We start from the raw sequence: 21,113 nt of genomic DNA on the forward strand, positions 1-21,113 counted from the left end.
CGGGAGCGGTCACTCGGTGGCCGGGGCCGTCGGCTCGGTCGCGGCCGGGTCCTCGGTGGCAGCCGGGTCCTCGGTCGCGGCGGGGTCCTCGGTCGCGGCGGGGTCCTCGGTCGCGGCGGGGTCCTCGGTCGGCTCGACGACCGGCTCGGGCACCACGACGGAGCCGAGGACGTCGACGACGAAGTAGAGCGTGTCGGTGCCGGTGATGCCCGCGCCCTCGTTGCCCTCCTCGCCGTACCCGAGGGCCGGCGGGACGACGAGGACGACGCGCGAGCCGGCGGCGAGACCGACGAGGCCCTCGCTCCACGCCTCGATGACGGCGGCGTTCGGCCCGCCCACGACGAACGAGCGGGGCAGGCCGCCGCTGTAGGACTCGTCGAAGGGCGCCTCGCCCTCGTAGACCTGGCCCAGGTAGTTGGCGATGAGGGTCGCGCCCTCCTCGACGACGGGGCCGTCGCCCTCGACGAGCGGGATGACCTGCAGCTCGTCGGTGGGCGGGGTCGCGCCCGCGAAGTCGAAGCCGGTCACCTTCGCGCCGTCCTCGACGAGCGCGGGGGTGCCCTCCGGCGGCGCCACCTCCTCGCCCGACGGGCCGTCCTCGGCGCGGGCGAGCACGTCGACGACGTAGACGACGCCGTCGGCGTTGCCGATGCCGATGTTGGGCTGGCCCGTCTGGCCGAACGCGTCCTCGGCGTCGGAGGTGACGAGCACCCGCGAGCCGGCCTTGACGCCGTCCACGCTCTCCACGATCGAGGTGGGCAGGGCGCCCGTCAGCGGGTCGAGCACGACGCTGACCGCGGACTGCTGCAGCGCGGCCTTCACCGCGGCCGACGGCGCGTCGGCGCTGACCGGGAGCAGTCCGGGCTCGTACTCGAACGTGGAGAACGCCTCCTGGCCGGTGTAGCCGTTGCCCACCCACACGTGCAGCATCGCGACGTCGCCCTCCTCGACGACCGCGCCGTCACCCTCGACGAGCACCTCGGAGGCGAACCCGTCGGGCTCGACGACGTCGGAGATCTCGACCTCGGGCGCCTGGCCGAACTCGCCCGACACCGTCACGAGGTCGAGCCCGTCGCCCGACTCCTCCTCGCCGCAGGCGGCGAGGGCGGTCAGCGGCAGCACCGCGGTGAGCAGGAGGGCCGAGGGTCGTCGGACCGACCGGGCAGCGCGCACGAGGACACCTTCTTCGAACGTTCGGGGAGACGGCCGCGGTCACCCTACCGGCCGGGCCGCGCCGTCCTGCTGCCGCCTCGCCCGCCCGTCGTGCGACGTCGTCACATGCCGTCGACGAGGCGCTGGACCCGGTCGTCCTCGGACCGGAAGGGGTCCTTGCAGAGCACGGTGCGCTGCGCCTGGTCGTTGAGCTTGAGGTGCACCCAGTCGACCGTGAAGTCGCGGCGGCGCTCCTGCGCCTTGCGGATGAACTCGCCGCGCAGCTTGGCGCGGGTGGTCTGCGGGGGCACGGACTTGGCGCGGAAGGTGGCGAGGTCCGTCGTCACCCGGGCCGCCTGGCCGCGGCGCTGGAGCAGATAGAACAGCCCGCGGTCGCGGCGGATGTCGTGGTAGGCGAGGTCGAGCTGCGCCACGCGGGGGTGGTTCAGCGAGAGCCCGTGCTTGGCGCGGTAGGCCTCGATGAGCTTCCACTTGATGACCCAGTCGATCTCGGTGTCGACGAGGCCGAGGTCGTCGGACTCCACCGCCTTGATGCCGCGCTCCCACAGGTCGAGCGTCCGCTCGATGACGGGGGTGGAGATGCCGCGGCGGTCGACGAAGTCGCGGGCCTTCGACAGGTACTCCGACTGGATCTCCAGCGCGCTGGCCTCCCGGCCGTTGGCGAGGCGGACCTTGCGGCGCCCGGTGGTGTCGTGCGCGATCTCGCGGATGGCCCGGATCGGGTTCTCCATCGTGAGGTCGCGCATCACCACGCCCTCCTCGATCATCCGCAGCACGAGGTCGCAGCTCGCCACCTTGAGCAGGGTGGTGGTCTCGCTCATGTTCGAGTCGCCGACGATGACGTGCAGGCGGCGGTACTTCTCGGCGTCCGCGTGCGGCTCGTCGCGGGTGTTGATGATGGGCCGGCTGCGGGTCGTGGCGCTGCTGACGCCCTCCCAGATGTGCTCGGCCCGCTGGCTGACCGAGTACGTCGCGCCCCGCGGCGTCTGCGTGATCTTGCCGGCGCCCACGACGATCTGCCGGGTCACGAGGAACGGGATGAGCACGTCGGCCAGGCGGCTGAACTCGCCGGCCCGGCTCACCAGGTAGTTCTCGTGGCAGCCGTAGGAGTTGCCGGCCGAGTCGGTGTTGTTCTTGAACAGGTAGATGTCGCCGGCGATGCCCTCGTCGTGCAGGCGCTGCTCCGCGTCCACGAGGAGTCCCTCGAGGACCCGCTCCCCCGCCTTGTCGTGGGCGACGAGCTCGGCGATGTCGTCGCACTCGGGCGTGGCGTACTCGGGGTGGCTGCCGACGTCGAGGTAGAGCCGGGCGCCGTTGCGGAGGAACACGTTGCTGCTGCGGCCCCAGGAGACGACCCGGCGGAAGAGGTAGCGCGCCACCTCGTCGGGGCTCAGCCGGCGCTGTCCCCGGAACGTGCACGTGACGCCGTACTCGTTCTCGATCCCGAAGATCCGACGGTCCATGCACGAACACTACGACCACCGTCCTCACGCCGCGGGCGGCTCCGCGTGCCGACACGCGGAGCCGCCCGGGCGGTGCTGCGGAGGGCCGAGGCCCCGGCGGGTCAGGCGCTGGTCGCCCCCAGGACGGTCGCGAGCTGCTGGGCCCGCAGCCGGCGGAACTTGCGGGGCTGGATGCGCGTGCGGTCGAGCACCGCCACCTCGAGCTGCTCGACGCCGATCTCGCGGTCGGTGGTCTCGCCGCGCTCGTTGCGCGAGTGCCCCAGGGCCGCGACGGCCGTGCCGAGGGCGGTGCCGAGGTCCGCGCCCTCGGTGTAGTGCTCCTCGAGGTAGGACCCGACGACGTCGGCGGCGCCGCCCATCACGGCGTACCGGTGCTCGTCGAAGACCTGGCCGTCGTAGGTGAGCCGGTAGAGCTGGTCCTGGCCCGCGTCGCCGCCGATCTCGCCCACGAAGATCTCCACCTCGTACGGCTTCTCGCCGCCGGAGGAGAAGATCGCGCCGAGGGTCTGCGCGTAGGCGTTCGCGAGGCTGCGGGCCGTGACGTCGCGCCGGTCGTAGGAGAACCCGCGCATGTCGGCCAGGCGAACGCCGGCGATGCGCAGCGACTCGAACTCGTTGTAGCGGCCGACGGCGGCGAACGCGATGCGGTCGTAGATCTCGGAGACCTTGTGGAGCGCCTGCGAGGGGTTCTCCGAGGCGAAGAGGATGCCGTCGGCGTACTGCACCGCCACGACGGAGCGCCCGCGCGCGATGCCCTTGCGCGCGAAGTCCGCCCGGTCCTTCATCTGCTGCTCGGGCGAGACGTAGAACGGCATGCTCATCGGGCGCCACCCTCCTGCTCGAGACGGGCCGGCGGCCCGTCGGGACGGACCAGCCGACCGGCCACGACCTCCTCGGCCAGCGCGGTCACCTCGGACTCCGGGAGCCGGGCGCCGCCCTCGGCGGTGACGACGTGCACGATCGGGAAGATCCGTCGCGCCACGTCGGGACCGCCTGTCGCCGAGTCGTCGTCGGCGGCGTCGTAGAGCGCCTGCAGGGCGACGAGCGCCGCCGTACGGGCGTCGAGGTCGGGGCGGTAGAGCTTCTTCAGCGAGCCCCGGGCGAAGAGCGAGCCCGAGCCCACCGCGTGGTAGCCGGTCTCCTCGCTGCGCCCGCCCACGACGTCGTAGCTGAAGATGCGGCCCGCGGCGGCGTCGAGGTCGTAGCCGGCGAAGAGCGGCACGACCGCGAGGCCCTGCATGGCCAGGCCGAGGTTGCCGCGGATGAGGGCGGCGAGGCGGTTGGCCTTGCCCTGCATCGACAGCGTGGTGCCCTCGATCTTCTCGTAGTGCTCGAGCTCGAGCTGGAACAGCCGCACCATCTCGACCGCGAGGCCGGCGGTGCCCGCGATGCCGACGCAGCTGAACTCGTCGGCCGGGAACACCTTCTCGATGTCCCGCGAGGAGATGAGGTTGCCCATCGTGGCGCGGCGGTCGCCGGCCATCAGCACCCCGCCGGGGAACGTCAGGCTGACGATCGTGGTGCCGTGGGGGGCGATGTCGGACCCGGCCCGGTCCGGGGCGGCACGGCGCCCCGGCACCAGGTCGGGCGCGTGGGAGGAGAGGAAGTCGACGAACGAGGACGAGCCCGGCGTCAGGTACGACGCGGGCAGCCGTGCGCCCGGGAGCGAGCCCGGGCCGGAGGAGTCACTACCCACGCGTCACTGACCGCCCTTCTGGATGAACGACTTCACGAAGTCCTCGGCGTTCTGCTCGAGGACGTCGTCGATCTCGTCGAGGATCGAGTCGACGTCGTCGTCGAGCGCCTCCTTGCGCTCGGCGACGTCGGTCTCCGCCTCCGGGGCGACCTCCTCGACCTCGTCACCGCGGGTGTGGGGCTTCTTCTGCTCCTGTGCCACGACCGGACCTCCTGTGTCGTACTGGTGTCGTACGGACTCCCGACCCTATCGGGCTCACCCCGTGAGGGCCGCGAACAGCGCCTCGGCCGTCTCGCACTCGTCGAGGAGGCGGCCGACGTGCGCCCGCGTGCCGCGCAACGGGTCGACGGTGGGGATGCGCTGCAGCGACTCCCGCCCCGGGAGGTCGAGGATGACCGAGTCCCACGAGGCGGCCGCGACCGACGCACCGAACTTCGCCAGGCAGCGCCCGCGGAAGTACGCGCGCGTCTCCTCCGGCGGCTCGTGCACCGCCGCCTCCACCTGCTCGTCGGTGAGCAGCCGCTCGATGCGGCCGGCGTCGACGAGGCGGTGGTAGAGGCCCTTCTCGGGGCGGATGTCGGCGTACTGCAGGTCGATGAGGTGCAGCTTGGCGTCGTCCCACGACAGTCCGTCGCGCTCCTGGTAGCGGCGCAGCAGCTGGTACTTCGCGACCCAGTCGAGCTCGGTGGCGCACTCCATCGGGTCGCGCTCGAGCCGGTCGAGCACGCTGCCCCAGCGCGCCAGCACGTCCTTCGTCTGCGCGTCGACGTCCCCGCCGAGCCGCTCGTCGACGTACGCGTGGGCCAGCTCGAGGTAGACCCGCTGCAGCTGCACCGCGGTCATCGACCGCCCGTCGCGCAGCGTCACGAGGTGGGTCAGCGTCGGGTCGTGCGAGACCGCCCGGAGCGCCGCGACGGGGCCCTCCAGGGTGAGGTCGGTGGTGATGAAGCCGTCCTCGATCATCGCCAGCACGAGCGAGGTCGTGCCGACCTTCAGGTACGTCGAGACCTCCGCCAGGTTGGCGTCGCCGATGATGACGTGGAGGCGGCGGTGCTGCTCGGGATCGGCGTGCGGCTCGTCCCGGGTGTTGATGATGGGGCGCTTGAGCGTCGTCTCGAGGCCGACCTCGGTCTCGAAGAAGTCCGCGCGCTGGCTCACCTGGAAGCCGTGCTCCCGGCCGTCCTGGCCGATGCCCACGCGCCCGGCGCCGCAGACGACCTGGCGGGAGACGAAGAACGGCGTCAGGTGGCGCACGATGTCCGCGAACGGCGTCGAGCGCCGCATCAGGTAGTTCTCGTGCGCGCCGTAGGAGGCGCCCTTGCCGTCGGTGTTGTTCTTGTAGAGCACGATGTTCTCGCCCTGCGGCAGCTGGGCGGCCCGCCGGGTGGCCGCCAGCATGACCTGCTCCCCCGCCTTGTCCCAGCGCACCAGGTCCAGCGGCGTCACCACCTCGGGGCTGGAGAACTCCGGGTGGGCGTGGTCGACGTAGAGCCGGGCACCGTTGGTGAGGATCCGGTTCGCCAGCCCCAGGTCCTCGTCCGTGAGCTGGGTCGGGTCGGCCTGGCCCCGGCTCATGTCGAAGCCGCGGGCGTCGCGCAGCGGCGACTCCTCCTCGAAGTCCCACCGCGCGGGGCGGGAGCGTCCGGCCGTGGACGCGTAGGAGTTGACCACCACCGACGAGGCCAGCATCGGGTTCGCCGTGGGCTGCCCGACCACGCTGATGCCGTACTCGACCTCGGATCCCATGACCCGCCGCACGCTCATGGGGCCGAGCGTACGTCGCGGCCCTGCCCGCCCCGGGCCGCGACGTGCCCGCTCAGGCGAGCCGGCTCACAGGTACTGCCCCGTGTTGCTGACCGTGTCGATGGACCGGCCAGGCTCGGTGCCCTGCTTGCCCGTGACCAGCGTGCGGATGAAGACGATCCGCTCGCCCTTCTTGCCCGAGATCCGCGCCCAGTCGTCGGGGTTGGTCGTGTTCGGCAGGTCCTCGTTCTCCTTGAACTCGTCGACGCAGGCCTGCAGCAGGTGCTGCACGCGCAGCCCCTTCTGGCCGTGGTCGATGAAGTCCTTGATCGCCATCTTCTTCGACCGGTCGACGATGTTCTGGATCATGGCGCCGGAGTTGAAGTCCTTGAAGTACATGACCTCCTTGTCACCGTTGGCGTAGGTGACCTCGAGGAAGCGGTTCTCCTCGCTCTCCGTGTACATGCGCTCCACCGCCGCGCGGATCATCCCGTCGACGCAGGCCTGGCGGTCCCCGCCGAACTCGGCGAGGTCGTCGGCGTGCAGCGGCAGTCCGGGCGTCAGGTACTTGCTGAAGATGTCGCGTGCCGACTCGGCGTCGGGGCGCTCGATCTTGATCTTCACGTCGAGGCGCCCGGGGCGCAGGATCGCCGGGTCGATCATGTCCTCGCGGTTCGAGGCGCCGATGACGAGCACGTTCTCCAGCAGCTCGACGCCGTCGATCTCGCTCAGCAGCTGCGGGACGATCGTGTTCTCCACGTCGGAGGAGACGCCCGAGCCGCGGGTGCGGAACAGCGAGTCCATCTCGTCGAAGAAGACGATGACCGGGGTGCCGGCGCTCGCCTTCTCCCGGGCCCGCTGGAACACGAGGCGGATGTGGCGCTCGGTCTCCCCGACGTACTTGTTGAGCAGCTCGGGGCCCTTGATGTTGAGGAAGTAGGACTTCCCCTCCGCGCCGGTGCGCGCCGCCACCTTCTTCGCCAGCGAGTTCGCCACCGCCTTCGCGATGAGCGTCTTGCCGCAGCCGGGCGGGCCGTAGAGCAGGATGCCCTTCGGGGGCTTGAGCTCGTGCTCGGCGAAGAGGTCGGGGTAGAGGTAGGGCAGCTCGACCGCGTCCTGGATCTGCTCGATCTGGTTGCCCAGTCCGCCGATCGACTCGTAGGCGATGTCGGGCACCTCCTCGAGGACGAGCTCCTCGACCTCGGACTTCGGCACCTTCTCGTACACGTAGCCCGCACGGGAGTCGAGCAGCAGCGAGTCGCCGGCGCGCAGCGTCTCGGCCAGCAGCGGCTCGGCGAGGCGGACGACCCGCTCCTCGTCGGCGTTCGCGATGACGAGGACCCGCTCGCGGTCGGCGAGCAGCTCCTTGAACATGACGACCTCGCCCACCTGCTCGAAGTCGAAGGCCGCGACCACGTTGAGCGCCTCGTTGAGCAGCAGCTCCTGGCCGCGGCGCAGCTCCTCCACCTCGACGTCGGGGCTGACGGCGACCCGCAGCTTCCGGCCGCCGGTGAAGATGTCGACGGTGTCGTCGTCGTTGCGGGCGAGGAAGACGCCGAACCCGGCCGGCGGCTGGGCGAGGCGGTCGACCTCCTCCTTGAGCTTCGTGATCTGGTCGCGGGCGTCGCGCAGCGTGCCGGCGAGCCGCTCGTTCTGGCTCGTCACCGCCGCCAGCGAGCGCTGCGTGTCGGCGAGCCGCAGCTCGAGGCCTCGGCTGCCCCCCGGCGTGTCGGCCACCCTGCGCCGCAGCTCGACGATCTCGGACTCGAGCGCGCGGACCTGGGCGGCGAGCGCCTCCGCCTGCTCGGGACGGGCACCTGGACTGTCGGACGTCGACATGAGCGTCACCACCTCCTACCGGTGCACTCGACCCTACTCCCGGAGCACGCCGATGGAAGGTCGTGACCACGCTTCTCGGTCACGATCCGGTTGCGCCGACCTCAGTCCTCCAGCGCCTCGTCGGCCACGGCGGGCGGGACGTCGGCCGGGCGGGGCCCGGTGTAGTCCACGCCGTACGCACCGGGGGCCGGACGCCGCGTCTTGCGGGGGGCGCGCTCGCCGGGCGCCATCCGCCGGGCGGTCACGAGGAAGGCGGTGTGGCCGATCATCTTGTGGCCGGGACGCACCGCCAGGCCCTCGACGTGCCAGTCGCGGACGAGGGACTCCCAGGCGGCCGGCTCGGTGAACCCGCCGTGGGCGCGCAGCGTCTCGACGACGCGGCTGAGCTGGGTGGTCGTCGCGACGTACACGCACACGATGCCGCCGGGCACGAGGACGTCGGCGACGGCGTCGACGCACTCCCACGGCGCGAGCATGTCGAGGATGACGCGGTCGGCGGGCTCGCCGTACCGCGGCAGCTCCTCGGCCAGGTCGCCCAGGCGCAGGCTCCACGACGGGTGGGTGCCGCCCTCGGGGGCGCCGAAGAACTGGTGGACGTTGCGCCGGGCGACGTCGGCGAACTCCTCGCGCCGCTCGTACGACGTCACGCGGCCGTAGGGGCCCACGGCCCGCAGCAGGGAGCAGGACAGGGCGCCGGAGCCGACGCCGGCCTCGACGACGCGGGCGCCGGGGTAGATGTCGGCCAGCGCCACGATCTGGGCGGAGTCCTTGGGGTAGACCACGGCCGCGCCGCGCGGCATCGAGACGACGAACTCCGAGAGCAGCGGGCGGAACACGAGGTACTGCCCGCCGGCCGAGGAGGTGACGGTGAAGCCCTCCTCGCGCCCGATCATCTCGTCGTGCTCGAGGTGGCCCTTGTTGCTGAAGAACCGCTTGCCGGCCTCCAGGCAGAAGTTGTGCCGGCGGCCCTTCTGGTCGGTGAGGCGGACCCACTCGCCCTCGCGCAGCGGGCCCCGGTGCACGCCGGACCACGCCTCGGGCGGGACGTCGTGGGGAGCCGCGGGGCTCGGGGTCGGCGCGGTCGTCGCGGCGGGCGTCGAGGTGGGTACGGCGTCGGGCATGGGCGGCAGGGTAGTCGCGCGGGGCCCCTCGCCCCCACTCGACGGGACCCGCCTCCCGGGGCCTCGCCCTCCCGGCGGCCCCGCCCTCCCGGGGGCCGGGCGTCAGTCGCGGGCGCGCAGGGACCGGTCGAGGTCGGCGAGCGACAGCACGCCGTACGGGCTGCCGTCGGCCTCGACCAGCAGGTACTCCGACGACGGGGTGAGCGTCAGGGCGTCGACGAGGGCCTCACCCGTGAGGTCCGCCGGGAGCAGCAGCCCGTCGTCGAGGCGCCGGGCGACCTCGGAGACGCTCGCCCAGGGGCGGCGCTCGGACGGGACGCGACGCAGGGCCGCCTCGCTGACCAGCCCGGCGGGGGTGCCGTCGGCGGTGGTCGTGACGATGCCGCCCGCCTCGGCGGCCTGGGCCCGTCGTACCGCCTCCGCGACCGAGACGTCGCCGGGCACCAGGAGCGGCCGGCGCGCGAGCTCGCGGGCGCGCAGGGCCGGGATGCGGCGACGCACCCGGGCGTTGGCGATCACGGCGGAGGCGCCGGCCCACAGGAACGCGGCGACGAGGCCGGCGAGCAGGAAGTCGAGCAGCTGCGGGGTCGTGCCGAGCAGCTCGGCGAGCAGGACGGGCCACCCGAGGGCCAGCACGGCCACGGCCCGACCGGTCCACCCGGCCGCGAGCGAGCCCCGGTGGCGGTCGCCGGTCAGCTTCCACACGCCGGCCTTCATCACCCGGCCGCCGTCGAGCGGCAGGCCGGGCACGAGGTTGAGGACCCCGACGAGCAGGTTGGCCCCGGCGAGGCCCTCGACGGCCAGGAGCAGGAGGCCCGGGGGCGTCACGAACCACAGGGCCACGGCGGCGCCGCCGACCGCGATCGAGGCGAGCGGGCCGACGACCGCGATCCAGAACTCCTCGCGGGGCCGGCGCGCCTCGGTCTCGACCGCGGTCATGCCGCCGAGGAAGTGCAGGGTGATGGAGGTGACGCGGTGGCCGTAGTGGCGGGCGACGACGGCGTGCGCCGCCTCGTGCACCAGCACCGACAGGTAGAGCAGGACGGCGAAGGCGAGGCCGGCGACGTAGCGGCCCGCGCCCAGACCGGGCTCGACGCGCTCGACGACCGGCGCCACGACGAACGCGATGACCGCGGCGACGACGAACCAGGAGGAGGAGACGAGCACGTCGCTGCCGGCGATCGAGCCGATCCGCAGCGTCCCGGCGGGGCGCCGGGCCCGGTCCGCGCGCGGTCCGGGGCGGGTGCCGGGGCCTGGGTCGTCCACGTCACGAGGCTATCCGACGAGCCTGCGCGGACCGTCGGTCCGCTCACCTAGGGTTGCTCCCATGTCCTCCCCGGCCGATGCCCTCTCGACGCTGTCGGCGTCGGGCGAGGTCGCCGGCACGCTCTCCCCCAGCCGCGCCGGCGACTTCCTCACCTGCCCCCTGCTCTACCGGTTCCGCCACGTCGACCGCCTGCCCGAGCCCACGTCGCTCGACGCGCTGCGCGGCACGCTGGTGCACCGGGTGCTGGAGGTGCTGTTCGACGTCGCGGCCGACGAGCGCACCCCCGAGCGGGCCGCCGAGCTGCTCCGGCCCGTGTGGGAGGAGCTGCGCGCGGACGACCCCGCGCTGGCCGAGGCGTTCACGACGCAGGGCGTGGCGGAGGACGGGTGGCTCGCCGCCTGCCAGGAGGTCCTGGCGCGCTACTTCACGCTGGAGGACCCGCGCCGCCTCGAGCCCGCCGAGCGCGAGCTCTACGTCGAGACCGTCACCCCCTCGCGGCTGCTGCTGCGCGGGTTCGTCGACCGTCTCGACGTGACGCCCGACGGCCTGGTGCGGGTGGTCGACTACAAGACGGGCCGCGCGCCCGGCGCGGGCTTCGAGGCCAAGGCGCTGTTCCAGATGAAGTTCTACGCGCTGGTGCTGTGGCGCACCCGCGGTGTCGTGCCCGCGATGCTGCAGCTGATCTACCTGGGCAGCGGCGAGGTCATCCGCTACCGGCCCGACGAGGCGGACCTGCTGGCCTGCGAGCGCAAGGTCGAGGCCGTCTGGTCGGCCATCGAGACCGCGACGCGCACCGGCGAGTGGCAGGCCCGCAAGAGCCGGCTGTGCGGCTGGTGCTCCCACCAGGCGCTGTGCCCGGTGTACGGCGGCACTCCCCCGCCGCTGCCGACGCCCCAGGCGTCGGCGGAGCGCCCGGCCCTGCCCGTGCTGTCCTAACCGCCGACGAGGGTCCACAGCGCGCGGGCGTCGAGCCCGGCGAGCGTGTCGTGGGTCGTGTGCCCCGGTCCGGCCGGCACCTCGACGTGGTGGGGCACCGCGAGCACGCGGCATCCGGCGGCGACGGCCGACGCGACGCCGGTGGCGGAGTCCTCGATCGCGACGCAGTCGCCGGGGTCGACCCCCAGCGCGTCGGCCGCGGTGAGGTACGGCGCGGGGTGCGGCTTGCCGTGCTCGACCTCGTCGCCGGTGACGACGGCCGCGAACGCCCCGGTGGGCAGGTCCGCGAGGATCGGCTCGACGAATCGCCGGTAGGACATCGTGACGAGGGCGCAGGGAACGCCCGCGGCGGCGAGGTCGGCGAGCAGCTCCCGGGCGCCGGGACGCCAGGGCACCTCGCGCCGCACCTTCTCCACCACGCCGTCGAGCAGCAGCTCGACGATCTCCTCGGCGCTCGGCTCGATCCCCATGTGCTCGCGGATGTAGCGGCCGGAGACCAGCAAGTCGTTGCCGACCAGGTTGAGCGCGTGCTCGGTGCTCCACGTGCCGCCGTACCGCTCGGCGAGCTCGAACTCCGTGGCGATCCAGTAGGGCTCGGTGTCGACGAGCGTGCCGTCCATGTCCCACAGGGCGGCGGCGGGCAGGCCGGGTGTCTGCTCGCCCACGTCAGTCCTCGGGGTCGTAGCCGAGGTTGGCGGACAGCCAGCGCTCGGCCTCCGTCAGCGTCCAGCCCTTGCGCTCCGCGTAGTCGGCGACCTGGTCGCGACCGAGGCGGCCGACGACGAAGTACTGCGACTGCGGGTGCGCGAAGTACCAGCCCGACACGGCCGCGCCGGGCCACATGGCCATCGACTCGGTGAGCCTGATGCCGGTGCTCGCCTCGACGTCGAGGAGGTCCCACAGCGTCAGCTTCTCCGTGTGCTCGGGGCACGCGGGGTAGCCGGGCGCGGGGCGGATGCCGGTGTAGCGCTCCGCGATGAGCTCCTCGCTGCTCAGCCGCTCCCCCGCGGCGTGGCCCCAGAACTCGGTGCGCACCCGCTCGTGGAGCCGCTCGGCGAAGGCCTCGGCCAGGCGGTCGGCCAAGGCCTCCAGCAGGATCGCGTTGTAGTCGTCGAGGTCGGCCTGGAAGGCCTTGACCCGCTCCTCCAGCCCGATGCCGGTGGTGACGGCGAAGGCGCCCACGTGGTCGGCGAGCCCCGTCTCCTCGGGCGCGACGAAGTCGCCGAGCGAGCGGTTGGGCACGCCCTCGCGGTGCTCGCCCTGCTGGCGTAGGTGGTGGAGCACGGCGCGCTCGGAGGTGCGGGAGTCGTCGTCGTACAGCACCGTGTCGTCGCCGCGGCCCGCCGCCGGGAAGAACCCGAAGACGGCCCGGGCGGTGATCCAGCGCTCGGCGATCAGCTGGTCGAGCATGGCCTGCGCGTCGTCGTACAGCCGGCGGGCGGCCTCGCCCGTCGTGGGGTTGTTGAGGATGTCGGGGAAGCGGCCCTTCATCTCCCAGGCGTTGAAGAACGGCTGCCAGTCGATGTAGTCGCGCAGCTCGGCGAGGTCGTAGTCGTCGAGCACGTGCACGCCCGGCCGCGCCGGGGCCACGGGCTCGTACGACGACCAGTCGATCGGGGTGCGCCGCTCCCGCGCCGCCTCCAGCGGCACGAGCTTGCGCTCCTGCTTGCCGGAGTGGCGGGTGCGCAGGGCGTCGTAGTCGGTGCGGGTGGCGGCGAGGAGCTTCTCGCGCTGCGCGCCGTCGAGGAGCGCCGCGGCGACCGGGACGGACCGGGAGGCGTCCTTCACCCACACGACCGGGCCGTCGTAGCGCGGGTCGACCTTGACCGCGGTGTGGGCCCGCGACGTGGTCGCGCCGCCGATGAGCAGGGGGATGTCGAGGCCCTGGCGCTGCATCTCGTTCGCGAAGTTGACCATCTCGTCGAGGCTCGGCGTGATGAGCCCGGACAGGCCGATGATGTCGGCGGAGTGCTCCTTCGCCGCGTCGAGGATCTTCTGGGCCGGCACCATGACGCCGAGGTCGATGACCTCGTAGTTGTTGCAGGCCAGCACGACGCCGACGATGTTCTTGCCGATGTCGTGCACGTCGCCCTTGACCGTGGCCATGACGATCGTGCCGTTGGTGTCCTTCGCCGTCGCCAGCGCCGGGTCGTTCGCCTTCTCCTCCTCGATGAAGGGGATGAGGTAGGCGACGGCCTTCTTCATGACGCGCGCCGACTTCACGACCTGCGGGAGGAACATCTTGCCGGCGCCGAACAGGTCGCCGACGACGTTCATCCCGTCCATGAGCGGCCCCTCGATCACCTCGATAGGGCGCCCGCCGCGCTCGGCGATCTCCTGGCGCAGCTCCTCGGTGTCGGCCTCGACGAAGGCGTCGATGCCCTTCACCAGCGCGTGGGTGATGCGCTCGCCGACGGGCAGGGAGCGCCACTCGTCGGCGACGACCTCGGCCACCTCGCCGGTGCCGCGGTACTCCTCCGCGATCTCGAGCAGGCGCTCGGTGGCGTCGGCGCGGCGGTTGAGCACGACGTCCTCGATGCGCTCGCGCAGCCGCTCGTCGACCTGGTCGTAGACCACGAGGGCGCCGGCGTTGACGATGCCCATGTCGAGGCCCGCCCGCACGGCGTGGAAGAGGAAGACGGCGTGGATCGCCTCGCGCACGGGGTTGTTGCCGCGGAACGAGAACGAGACGTTGGAGATGCCGCCCGAGACGTGGGCGCCGGGCAGGTTCTCGCGGATCCAGCGCACGGCCTCGATGAAGTCGGTGCCGTAGGCCGCGTGCTCCTCGATGCCCGTCGCCACCGCGAACACGTTGGGGTCGAAGATGATGTCGTCCGGCTCGAAGCCGACCTCGTCGACGAGGATCCGGTAGGCGCGGGCGCAGATGTCCTTGCGACGCTGCAGCGAGTCGGCCTGGCCGTCCTCGTCGAAGGCCATGACGACGGCGGCGGCGCCGTAGCGGCGCACCAGCCGCGCCTGCTCGCGGAACGCGTCCTCGCCCTCCTTCATGGAGATCGAGTTGACGATCGGCTTGCCCTGCACGCACTTCAGGCCCGCCTCGATGACGTCCCACTTCGAGGAGTCGACCATGAGCGGCACGCGGCTGATGTCGGGCTCGGAGGCGACCAGCTTGAGGAACCGGTCCATCGCGGCGATGCCGTCGAGCATCCCCTCGTCCATGTTGACGTCGATGACCTGCGCGCCGTTCTCGACCTGCTGCACGGCCACCGACAGACCGGCGTCGTAGTCGCCGTCCTTGATGAGCTTCTTGAAGCGCGCCGAGCCCGTGACGTTGGTGCGCTCGCCGATGTTGACGAAGAGGCTGTCGGCGTCGACCGTCAGGGGCTCGAGGCCGGCGAGGCGCAGGGCCGGGCGCACCTCGGGGACGACGCGGGGGGTCCCGCCCTCGACCGCGCCGGCGATGGCGCGGATGTGGTCGGGCGTGGTGCCGCAGCAGCCGCCGACCAGGTTGACCAGGCCCGCCTCGGCGAACTCGCCGACGATGGCCGCGGTCTCGGCGGCGGCCTCGTCGTACTCGCCGAAGGCGTTGGGCAGGCCCGCGTTGGGGTACGCCGACACGAAGGTGTCGGCCACCCGCGCCAGGTCGGCGAGGAACGGGCGCATCTCCCGCGCGCCCAGCGCGCAGTTGAGGCCGACGAGCAGCGGCTGGGCGTGGCGCACCGAGTACCAGAACGCCTCGGTGGTCTGGCCCGACAGCGTGCGGCCCGACGCGTCGGTGATGGTGCCGGAGATGATGATCGGCCAGCGCCGGCCCAGCTCGGCGAAGAGCCCGGTGACGGCGAAGATCGCGGCCTTCGCGTTGAGGGTGTCGAAGATCGTCTCGATGATGAGGAGGTCGGCGCCGCCGTCGACGAGCCCGCGGGCCGCGGTCGTGTACGCCGCCACGAGCTCGTCCCAGGTCACGTTGCGCGCCCCGGGGTCGTTGACGTCGGGGCTGATGGACGCCGTGCGCGTCGTCGGGCCCAGCGCGCCGGCGACGTAGCGCGGCCGCTCCGGCGTGCTGTGGGCGTCGGCGGCCTCGCGGGCCAGCGCGGCCGCTGCGTGGTTGAGCTCGTAGGCCAGCTCGGCCATGCCGTAGTCCGACAGCGAGATCGCGTTCGCGTTGAACGTGTTGGTCTCGACGATGTCGGCCCCCGCCGCCAGGTACTCCTCGTGGATCCCGCGGACGATGTGCGGCTGCGTGAGGGTCAGCAGGTCGTTGTTGCCGACGAGGTCGCTCTCCCAGTCGGCGAAGCGCTCGCCGCGGTAGCCCGCCTCGTCGGGGCGGTCGCGCTGGATGGCCGTGCCCATCGCGCCGTCGATGACGAGGATGCGCGAGCGCAGCGCCTCGGTGAGCTCGGCGGTGCAGTCGGGGCGGTGGTGGGGAGCCGGCACGAGTCAACCTTCCGTCACGGGTCCAAGAGGTGGACGGGCGTACCAGATGGTGGCACCCGGGCGGAGGAGGGCTGAAATCCCGGGCCCACCCGGGCGCGCCGGGGGCGCGGCGGCCCCCCGGACTAGGCTGGTCGGGTGATCGAGTTCGACGACGTCCCCGGCCTGGTGGACCCCCTGGTGATCGCCGCGTTCGAGGGGTGGAACGACGCCGCCGACGCCGCGAGCGGCGTGGTGGACCACCTCATCGACGTGTGGGGCGCCCGTGTCGTCGGGGCGGTGGACCCCGAGGAGTTCTACGACTTCCAGGTCAACCGGCCCACCGTCGGCAACGACGAGCAGGGCATGCGGCGCATCACCTGGCCGACCACCCGCATCGCGGTGGCCTCGCCCCCGGGCCTCGACCGCGACGTCATCCTCGTGCGGGGCATCGAGCCCAACATGCGCTGGCGCCAGTTCTGCGCCGAGCTCCTCGCCGCCTGCGACGAGCTGGGCGGCACGATGGTCGTCACGCTCGGGGCGCTGCTGGCCGACTCCCCGCACACCCGGCCCATCCCGGTGTCCGGCACGGCGTCGGAGCCCGAGCTGGTCGACAGCCTCAAGGTGGACGAGTCCACCTACGAGGGCCCGACCGGGATCGTCGGCGTCCTCCAGGACGCCTGCGTGCGCCTCGACGTGCCGTCGGTCTCCTACTGGGCCGCGGTGCCGCACTACGTGGCGCAGCCCCCGTGCCCCAAGGCGACGCTCGCGCTCGTCAACCACCTCGAGGACCTGCTGGGCGTGTCGATCCCGCTCGGCGACCTGCCCGAGGACGCCCGTGCCTGGGAGCGCGGCGTGGACGAGCTGGCCGAGGAGGACGAGGAGGTCGCCGAGTACGTCCGCGCCCTCGAGGAGAGCCGCGACACCGCGGACCTCCCGGAGGCCAGCGGCGAGGCGATCGCCCGCGAGTTCGAGCGCTACCTCAAGCGACGCGGCGGCTCCGAGGGCTAGGCCCCGGGCGGGAGCCCGAGCGAGGGTTAGAGCACGACGCCGAGCGCGGCGTCGACGACCTGCCGCACGGCGCGGCCGGCGTCGGGGTCCGAGGTGTCGGCGAGCCCCGTCGTACCGAGGGTGGCGTCGACCCAGTCCTGCACGACCGCCAGCGCGGTCGGGGCGTCGAGGTCGTCGGCGAGGGCGGCGAGCACGCGCTCGACGACGGGGCCGGCCGGGGCGCCCGCCCCGAGGGCGACCGCCTTGCGCCACGACTCCAGGGTGCGGCCGGCGCTCCACAGCAGGTCGTCGGTCCACTCCCAGTCGGAGCGGTAGTGGTGCTCGAGCAGCACGAGCCGGATGGCCATGGGGTCGACGTCGCTGCGGCGCAGCTGCGAGACGAAGACGAGGTTGCCGCGCGACTTCGACATCTTCTCGCCGTCGTAGGCCACCATCCCGGCGTGCACGTAGGCCCGCGCGAAGGGGTGGGTCGGCACGGCGACCTGGGCCTCGGACGCACACATCTCGTGGTGGGGGAAGACGAGGTCGCTGCCGCCGCCCTGGACGTCGAACGCCGAGCCGAGGTGGCGCAGCGCGATGGCGGTGCACTCGATGTGCCACCCCGGGCGGCCGCGGCCCCAGGGGCTCTCCCACGCCGGCTCGCCCGGCCGTTCGGCGCGCCACAGCAGGCAGTCCAGCGGGTCGCGCTTGCCGGCGCGGTCGGGGTCGCCGCCACGCTCGCCGAAGACGGCCCGCATGGTGGCGCGGTCGGCGCGCGAGACCGTGCCGAAGCCCGGGTCGGCCGCCACCGAGAAGTAGAGGTCGTCGTCGACGTTGTAGACGGCCCCGGCCTCGGCGAGGCGCTCGACGAGCTCGATCACCCACGGGATGGACTCCACGGCGCCGACGTAGTGGGCCGGCGGCACGACCCGCAGGGCCTCCATGTCCTCGCGGAACAGCTGCGTCTCCCGCTCGGCGATGTCGACCCAGCTGACGCCGACCTTGTCGGCCCGCTCGAGCAGCGGGTCGTCGACGTCGGTGACGTTCTGCACGTAGGTGACCTCGTGGCCGGCGTTGCGCCAGGCGCGCACCAGCAGGTCGAACGCGACGTACGTCGCCGCGTGGCCCATGTGGGTGGCGTCGTACGGCGTGATGCCGCAGACGTAGAGGCGGGCGGGCCCGTGCGGCTGCGTCGGCGCGAGGCGGCCGGTCGCGGTGTCGTGGAGCGAGACCCGAGGGCCCGTCACCGGGAGGGTCGGGACGTCGGGAGCAGACCACGCACGCATGCCGGGGAGCCTATCCGGGTCGCCGCCGCATCAGAACGGCGGCCACGGGATGACCGGCCAGTCCTCCCCCGGGCCCGGCAGGTGGCCGTCGTCGAGCAGGGCGTGGCACCGGGCGCGGGCGGCGACGACCTCCAGCGGGGTCACCCACCGGCGCAGCCGCTCGCCCAGGTCGCCCCCGAGGTCGGCCTCGAGGCGCTCGAGCACGGCGACCTCGTCGGGCAGCAGCGGCTCGCCGGCCCAGCCCCACAGCACGGTGCGCAGCTTCGGCTCCTCGTGGAAGGTCAGCCCGTGGTCCACCCCGTACCGGTGGCCGTCCGCCATCTCGAGCACGTGCCCACCCTTGCGGTCGGCGTTGTTGGCCACGACGTCGAGGACGGCCATGCGGCGCAGGGCCGCGGTGTCCTCGTGGACGAGGGCGACGGGCTCGTCGGCGGCGTCGAGGCCGTCGAACACGTGGTGCCACCCGGGCGGCACCTCACCGGCGCGCACGACGTCGACCGCGGACTGCTCCGGGTCGGACTCCTGCCACGCCTGCACCATCCCGGGTCCGTGGGGGCCGTCGCGGAGCACGGTCGGCGGCACCACGTCCCACCCCGTCGCGACCGACAGCTCGTACGTCGCGACCTCCCGGCCCGCGAGGGTGTGGTCGGGGAAGTCCCACAGCGGGCGCTCGCCGCGCACGGGCTTGTAGACCACCCGGGCGCCGTCGATCTCGGCCACGAACGTGGCGTTCGACGCCGGCATCACGCGGCCCTGCAGCCGCAGCTCGCCCTCCAGGAGCCGGGCGGTGCGCTGCTCGTCGGGCTCGTCGGGCTCGTAGGGCTCGGTGGGCCGGGCAGGCCCGGTGGGGTCCTGGGGCCCGGGGGTTCCCGGGGTCACGGGTCGCGGCGGCGGAAGCCGTTGGCCCGGACGCAGAGGTGGCCGTCGGGGTCGATGGGCTCGGCGCAGAACGGGCAGGTGGGCCGGCCGGCCTCGACCACCGAGACGGCGCGCTGCACGAAGGCCCGGGCGGCGCCGGCGGAGACCCGCACCAGCAGGATCTCGTCGGGCTCGGGCTCGTCGATCTCCTCCTCCGGCTGACCGGGGGTGATGAGCGCCTCCTCGGTGAACGGGAAGACCTCGATGACGATCCGGTCGTCGGCCGGGTCCCACGACAGCGTCATGGTGCCGGCGCGGAACTCCTCCTCGATCGGCTGGTCCAGCGGCTCGTTGTCGACGAGGTCGACCGGCGCGAGCGCGGGCACGATGCCGGTGTGCTGGTCGCTGGCCATCACCTCGTCGAGCAGCTCGTCGACGCGCTCCGCGAGGGCGAGGACCTGCTGCTTCTCCAGGGAGATCGACACCACGCGCGCGTCCTCGCGGGCCTGGAGGAAGAACGTGCGCGAGCCCGGCTCCCCCACCGTGCCGACGACGAAGCGGTCCGGGGGGTCGAAGCGGTGCACCACGGGAGGCATGCCAGCAACCCTAGAGGGCGGGTGGCGGGGTCCCCGGCCCGGCGCCGCCCCCCACGACCGCGTCGCCCTCGGCGGCGCCCGCGGCGGGTGCGGCGGCCGGCGGCGCGGCCAGCCAGGACAGGTCCCCGGAGTGGGTGTTGGTCTGCAGCACCATCGGGCGGGCCGCGGTGTAGCGGATGACGGTGAGCGACGCCGGGTCGGCGTGCAGCCGCTGGAAGAGGTCGAGGTGCAGGCCGAGCGCGTCGGCCAGCAGCGCCTTGACGATGTCGCCGTGGGTGACGGCGAGCCAGACGGCGCCGTCACCGTGGGCGGCGGCTACCTCGGCGTCGCGGCGCCGGACCGCGTCGACGGCGCGCTGCTGCATGGCGCGCAGCGTCTCCCCGCCGGGGAACCGCACCGCGGAGGGCTGCTGCTGCACGACCTTCCACAGCGGGTCCTTCGCCAGCTCGGCGATCGGGCTGCCCTGCCAGTCGCCGTAGTCGCACTCCGCCAGCCCCTCGTCCACCTCGACCTCGGGGGCCGGGGCGTCGGGCGGGCGGTGGGCGGCGACGTACGACGCGGTCTGCAGGCAGCGCTCCTGGGGGCTGGAGACGAGGGCCGCGAGGGGCACGACGGCGAGCCGGGCGGCCGCGTCCCGCGCCTGGCGCTCGCCGGTCTCGTCCAGGCGGACGCCGGGGGTGCGCCCCGCGAGCACCCCGCCGGCGTTCGCGGTGGTGCGCCCGTGGCGCTGCAGGATCACGGTGGCCATGGGACCGACCCTAGCCGTGGGCCTAGGTTGTGCCCGTGATCGTGGACAACGCCCTGTACCGGGCCGGGGAGCGGGTCGAGGTGGACTGCCCCGCCGACGACCTCGGCGGGGTGCTCGCCGCGCGGCGCCCGGGCGACTTCGTCTGGGTGGGGCTCGTCGAGCCCGACGCGGCCGAGATGGACGAGGTGGCCCACCACTTCGGGCTGCACCCGCTCGCGGTGGAGGACGCCGTGACCGCCCACCAGCGGCCGAAGCTCGAGCGGTACGGCGACCAGCTCTTCGTCGTGCTCAAGACGCTCTGGTACGTCGACGAGGAGGACGCCGTCGAGACCGGGGAGATCGGGGTGTTCGTCGGCCGCGACTTCGTCGTGCACGTGCGCCACGGCGAGGGCTGCGACCTGCACGCCGTGCGGCTCGACCTCGAGCAGCGCGCCTCGGTGCTGAGCCACGGCCCCTCGGCGGTGCTCTACGTGCTCTGCGACCGGGTGGTCGACGACTACGCGGAGGTCGGCGCCGCCCTCGAGGTCGACGTCGACGAGGTGGAGGCGTCGGTGTTCTCCCCCGCCCGCACCGACGACACGGCGCGCATCTACCAGCTCAAGCGCGAGCTGGGCGAGGTACGACGAGCCGTCATGCCGCTGCGGGAGCCGCTGCGGCGCATCGTGGCCGGCGACGTCGACGCGGTGGCCGACGAGGCGGCGCCGTACTTCCGCGACGTGCTCGACCACCTCGTGAGCGTGTCGGAGGTCGTCGAGTACCTCGACGGCCTCCTGGCCGCGGCGTTCGAGGCGCAGCTGGCCCGCATCTCGGTGCAGCAGAACGAGGACATGCGCCGCATCTCCGCCGGCGTCGCGCTCGTGGCCGCGCCGACGCTGGTCGCCGGGATCTACGGGATGAACTTCGACCACATGCCCGAGCTGCACTGGCTCTTCGGCTACCCGATGGCGCTCGGCGTGATGGTGCTGGTCTCGGGGTTCCTGTGGTGGCAGTTCAAGCGCTCGGGGTGGCTGTAGGGCCCGGCTGCGC

At 73.1% G+C, this 21,113-nt stretch carries 18 protein-coding genes; 3 read left to right on the plus strand and 15 right to left on the minus strand.

Features of this window, described 5'->3' with window-relative positions:
• Positions 1-9: 9 nt before the first annotated feature.
• From ACOACO_RS11835 to ACOACO_RS11875, 9 genes are all read right to left on the minus strand, one after another.
• Positions 10-1,173, minus strand: a complete 1,164-nt coding sequence (locus ACOACO_RS11835) for an FKBP-type peptidyl-prolyl cis-trans isomerase (RefSeq protein ID WP_420296479.1) — start codon at positions 1,171-1,173, stop codon at positions 10-12.
• A gap of 101 nt (positions 1,174-1,274) precedes the next feature.
• Complete coding sequence (pafA, locus tag ACOACO_RS11840) at positions 1,275-2,636, minus strand: Pup--protein ligase (protein WP_420296480.1); 1,362 nt, start codon at positions 2,634-2,636, stop codon at positions 1,275-1,277.
• Between the two features lie 101 nt (positions 2,637-2,737).
• Positions 2,738-3,457 carry a proteasome subunit alpha gene (gene prcA / locus ACOACO_RS11845; RefSeq protein WP_420296481.1) on the minus strand — a complete coding sequence of 240 codons (720 nt, stop codon included), beginning with the start codon at positions 3,455-3,457 and terminating at the stop codon, positions 2,738-2,740.
• Complete coding sequence (gene prcB, locus ACOACO_RS11850) at positions 3,454-4,332, minus strand: proteasome subunit beta (RefSeq protein WP_420296482.1); 879 nt, start codon at positions 4,330-4,332, stop codon at positions 3,454-3,456. The genes prcA and prcB overlap by 4 nt, the downstream gene beginning before the upstream one ends.
• Positions 4,333-4,335: 3 nt before the next feature.
• Entirely contained in the window at positions 4,336-4,533 is a 198-nt protein-coding gene (locus tag ACOACO_RS11855) for a ubiquitin-like protein Pup (RefSeq protein WP_277500865.1), read from the minus strand.
• Between the two features lie 54 nt (positions 4,534-4,587).
• Positions 4,588-6,096 carry a depupylase/deamidase Dop gene (dop, locus tag ACOACO_RS11860; RefSeq protein WP_420296483.1) on the minus strand — a complete coding sequence of 503 codons (1,509 nt, stop codon included), beginning with the start codon at positions 6,094-6,096 and terminating at the stop codon, positions 4,588-4,590.
• 66 nt (positions 6,097-6,162) lie between these two features.
• The gene (gene arc, locus ACOACO_RS11865) at positions 6,163-7,914 is read right to left on the minus strand and encodes a proteasome ATPase (RefSeq protein WP_420296484.1); all 1,752 of its coding nucleotides are present in this window, start codon (positions 7,912-7,914) and stop codon (positions 6,163-6,165) included.
• A 101-nt stretch (positions 7,915-8,015) separates the two neighbouring features.
• Positions 8,016-8,936 carry a tRNA (adenine-N1)-methyltransferase gene (locus ACOACO_RS11870; RefSeq protein WP_420297228.1) on the minus strand — a complete coding sequence of 307 codons (921 nt, stop codon included), beginning with the start codon at positions 8,934-8,936 and terminating at the stop codon, positions 8,016-8,018.
• Between the two features lie 201 nt (positions 8,937-9,137).
• Positions 9,138-10,301, minus strand: coding sequence for a M50 family metallopeptidase (locus tag ACOACO_RS11875; protein ID WP_420296485.1), 1,164 nt, complete (start codon positions 10,299-10,301; stop codon positions 9,138-9,140).
• 61 nt (positions 10,302-10,362) lie between these two features.
• On the opposite strand from ACOACO_RS11875, the gene ACOACO_RS11880 reads away from it, so the two are divergent.
• Positions 10,363-11,238 carry a RecB family exonuclease gene (locus ACOACO_RS11880; RefSeq protein WP_420296486.1) on the plus strand — a complete coding sequence of 292 codons (876 nt, stop codon included), beginning with the start codon at positions 10,363-10,365 and terminating at the stop codon, positions 11,236-11,238.
• On the opposite strand, the gene ACOACO_RS11885 is transcribed toward ACOACO_RS11880, so the two are convergent.
• Positions 11,235-11,903: an HAD family hydrolase gene (locus tag ACOACO_RS11885; RefSeq protein WP_420296487.1), complete on the minus strand. Its 669-nt coding sequence runs from the start codon at positions 11,901-11,903 to the stop codon at positions 11,235-11,237. The two genes, ACOACO_RS11880 and ACOACO_RS11885, sit on opposite strands and share 4 nt — an antisense overlap.
• Position 11,904: 1 nt before the next feature.
• Positions 11,905-15,549 (minus strand): methionine synthase, encoded by a 3,645-nt coding sequence (metH, locus tag ACOACO_RS11890; protein ID WP_420297229.1) that lies wholly within the window; start codon positions 15,547-15,549, stop codon positions 11,905-11,907.
• A 219-nt stretch (positions 15,550-15,768) separates the two neighbouring features.
• Here metH and ACOACO_RS11895 point away from each other — a divergent pair, with 219 nt between their 5' ends.
• The gene (locus tag ACOACO_RS11895; RefSeq protein ID WP_420296488.1) at positions 15,769-16,620 is read left to right on the plus strand and encodes a PAC2 family protein; all 852 of its coding nucleotides are present in this window, start codon (positions 15,769-15,771) and stop codon (positions 16,618-16,620) included.
• 26 nt (positions 16,621-16,646) lie between these two features.
• Here ACOACO_RS11895 and mshC read toward each other — a convergent pair whose 3' ends face one another.
• The 4 genes from mshC to ACOACO_RS11915 are packed head-to-tail and all read right to left on the minus strand — an operon-like array spanning position 16,647 to position 20,087.
• Positions 16,647-17,885: a cysteine--1-D-myo-inosityl 2-amino-2-deoxy-alpha-D-glucopyranoside ligase gene (mshC, locus tag ACOACO_RS11900; RefSeq protein ID WP_420296489.1), complete on the minus strand. Its 1,239-nt coding sequence runs from the start codon at positions 17,883-17,885 to the stop codon at positions 16,647-16,649.
• Between the two features lie 30 nt (positions 17,886-17,915).
• Positions 17,916-18,764 (minus strand): SCO1664 family protein, encoded by an 849-nt coding sequence (locus ACOACO_RS11905; RefSeq protein WP_420296490.1) that lies wholly within the window; start codon positions 18,762-18,764, stop codon positions 17,916-17,918.
• On the minus strand, positions 18,761-19,339 hold the full coding sequence (locus tag ACOACO_RS11910; protein ID WP_420296491.1) for a DUF3090 family protein: 579 nt from the start codon (positions 19,337-19,339) through the stop codon (positions 18,761-18,763). Before ACOACO_RS11910 ends, ACOACO_RS11905 begins: the two co-directional genes overlap by 4 nt.
• 10 nt (positions 19,340-19,349) lie before the next feature.
• Positions 19,350-20,087 carry an MSMEG_4193 family putative phosphomutase gene (locus ACOACO_RS11915; RefSeq protein ID WP_420296492.1) on the minus strand — a complete coding sequence of 246 codons (738 nt, stop codon included), beginning with the start codon at positions 20,085-20,087 and terminating at the stop codon, positions 19,350-19,352.
• A 35-nt stretch (positions 20,088-20,122) separates the two neighbouring features.
• Between ACOACO_RS11915 and corA the strand changes: the two genes are divergently transcribed.
• Positions 20,123-21,100, plus strand: coding sequence for a magnesium/cobalt transporter CorA (corA, locus tag ACOACO_RS11920; protein WP_420296493.1), 978 nt, complete (start codon positions 20,123-20,125; stop codon positions 21,098-21,100).
• Positions 21,101-21,113 lie beyond the last annotated feature (13 nt).

The sequence above is a fragment of the Nocardioides sp. CPCC 205120 genome (assembly GCF_048654585.1).
GTDB lineage: Bacteria > Actinomycetota > Actinomycetes > Propionibacteriales > Nocardioidaceae > Nocardioides.

Coding starts and splice junctions, on each gene's coding strand:
- mshC (WP_420296489.1), bottom strand. CDS start 17,885: ATGCGTGCGTGGTCTGCTCCCGACGTCCCGACCCTCCCGGTGACGGGC.
- arc (WP_420296484.1), bottom strand. CDS start 7,914: ATGTCGACGTCCGACAGTCCAGGTGCCCGTCCCGAGCAGGCGGAGGCG.
- ACOACO_RS11915 (WP_420296492.1), bottom strand. CDS start 20,087: ATGGCCACCGTGATCCTGCAGCGCCACGGGCGCACCACCGCGAACGCC.
- ACOACO_RS11910 (WP_420296491.1), bottom strand. CDS start 19,339: ATGCCTCCCGTGGTGCACCGCTTCGACCCCCCGGACCGCTTCGTCGTC.
- pafA (WP_420296480.1), bottom strand. CDS start 2,636: ATGGACCGTCGGATCTTCGGGATCGAGAACGAGTACGGCGTCACGTGC.
- dop (WP_420296483.1), bottom strand. CDS start 6,096: ATGAGCGTGCGGCGGGTCATGGGATCCGAGGTCGAGTACGGCATCAGC.
- metH (WP_420297229.1), bottom strand. CDS start 15,549: ATGGGCACGGCCATCCAGCGCGACCGCCCCGACGAGGCGGGCTACCGC.
- prcA (WP_420296481.1), bottom strand. CDS start 3,457: ATGAGCATGCCGTTCTACGTCTCGCCCGAGCAGCAGATGAAGGACCGG.
- ACOACO_RS11880 (WP_420296486.1), top strand. CDS start 10,363: ATGTCCTCCCCGGCCGATGCCCTCTCGACGCTGTCGGCGTCGGGCGAG.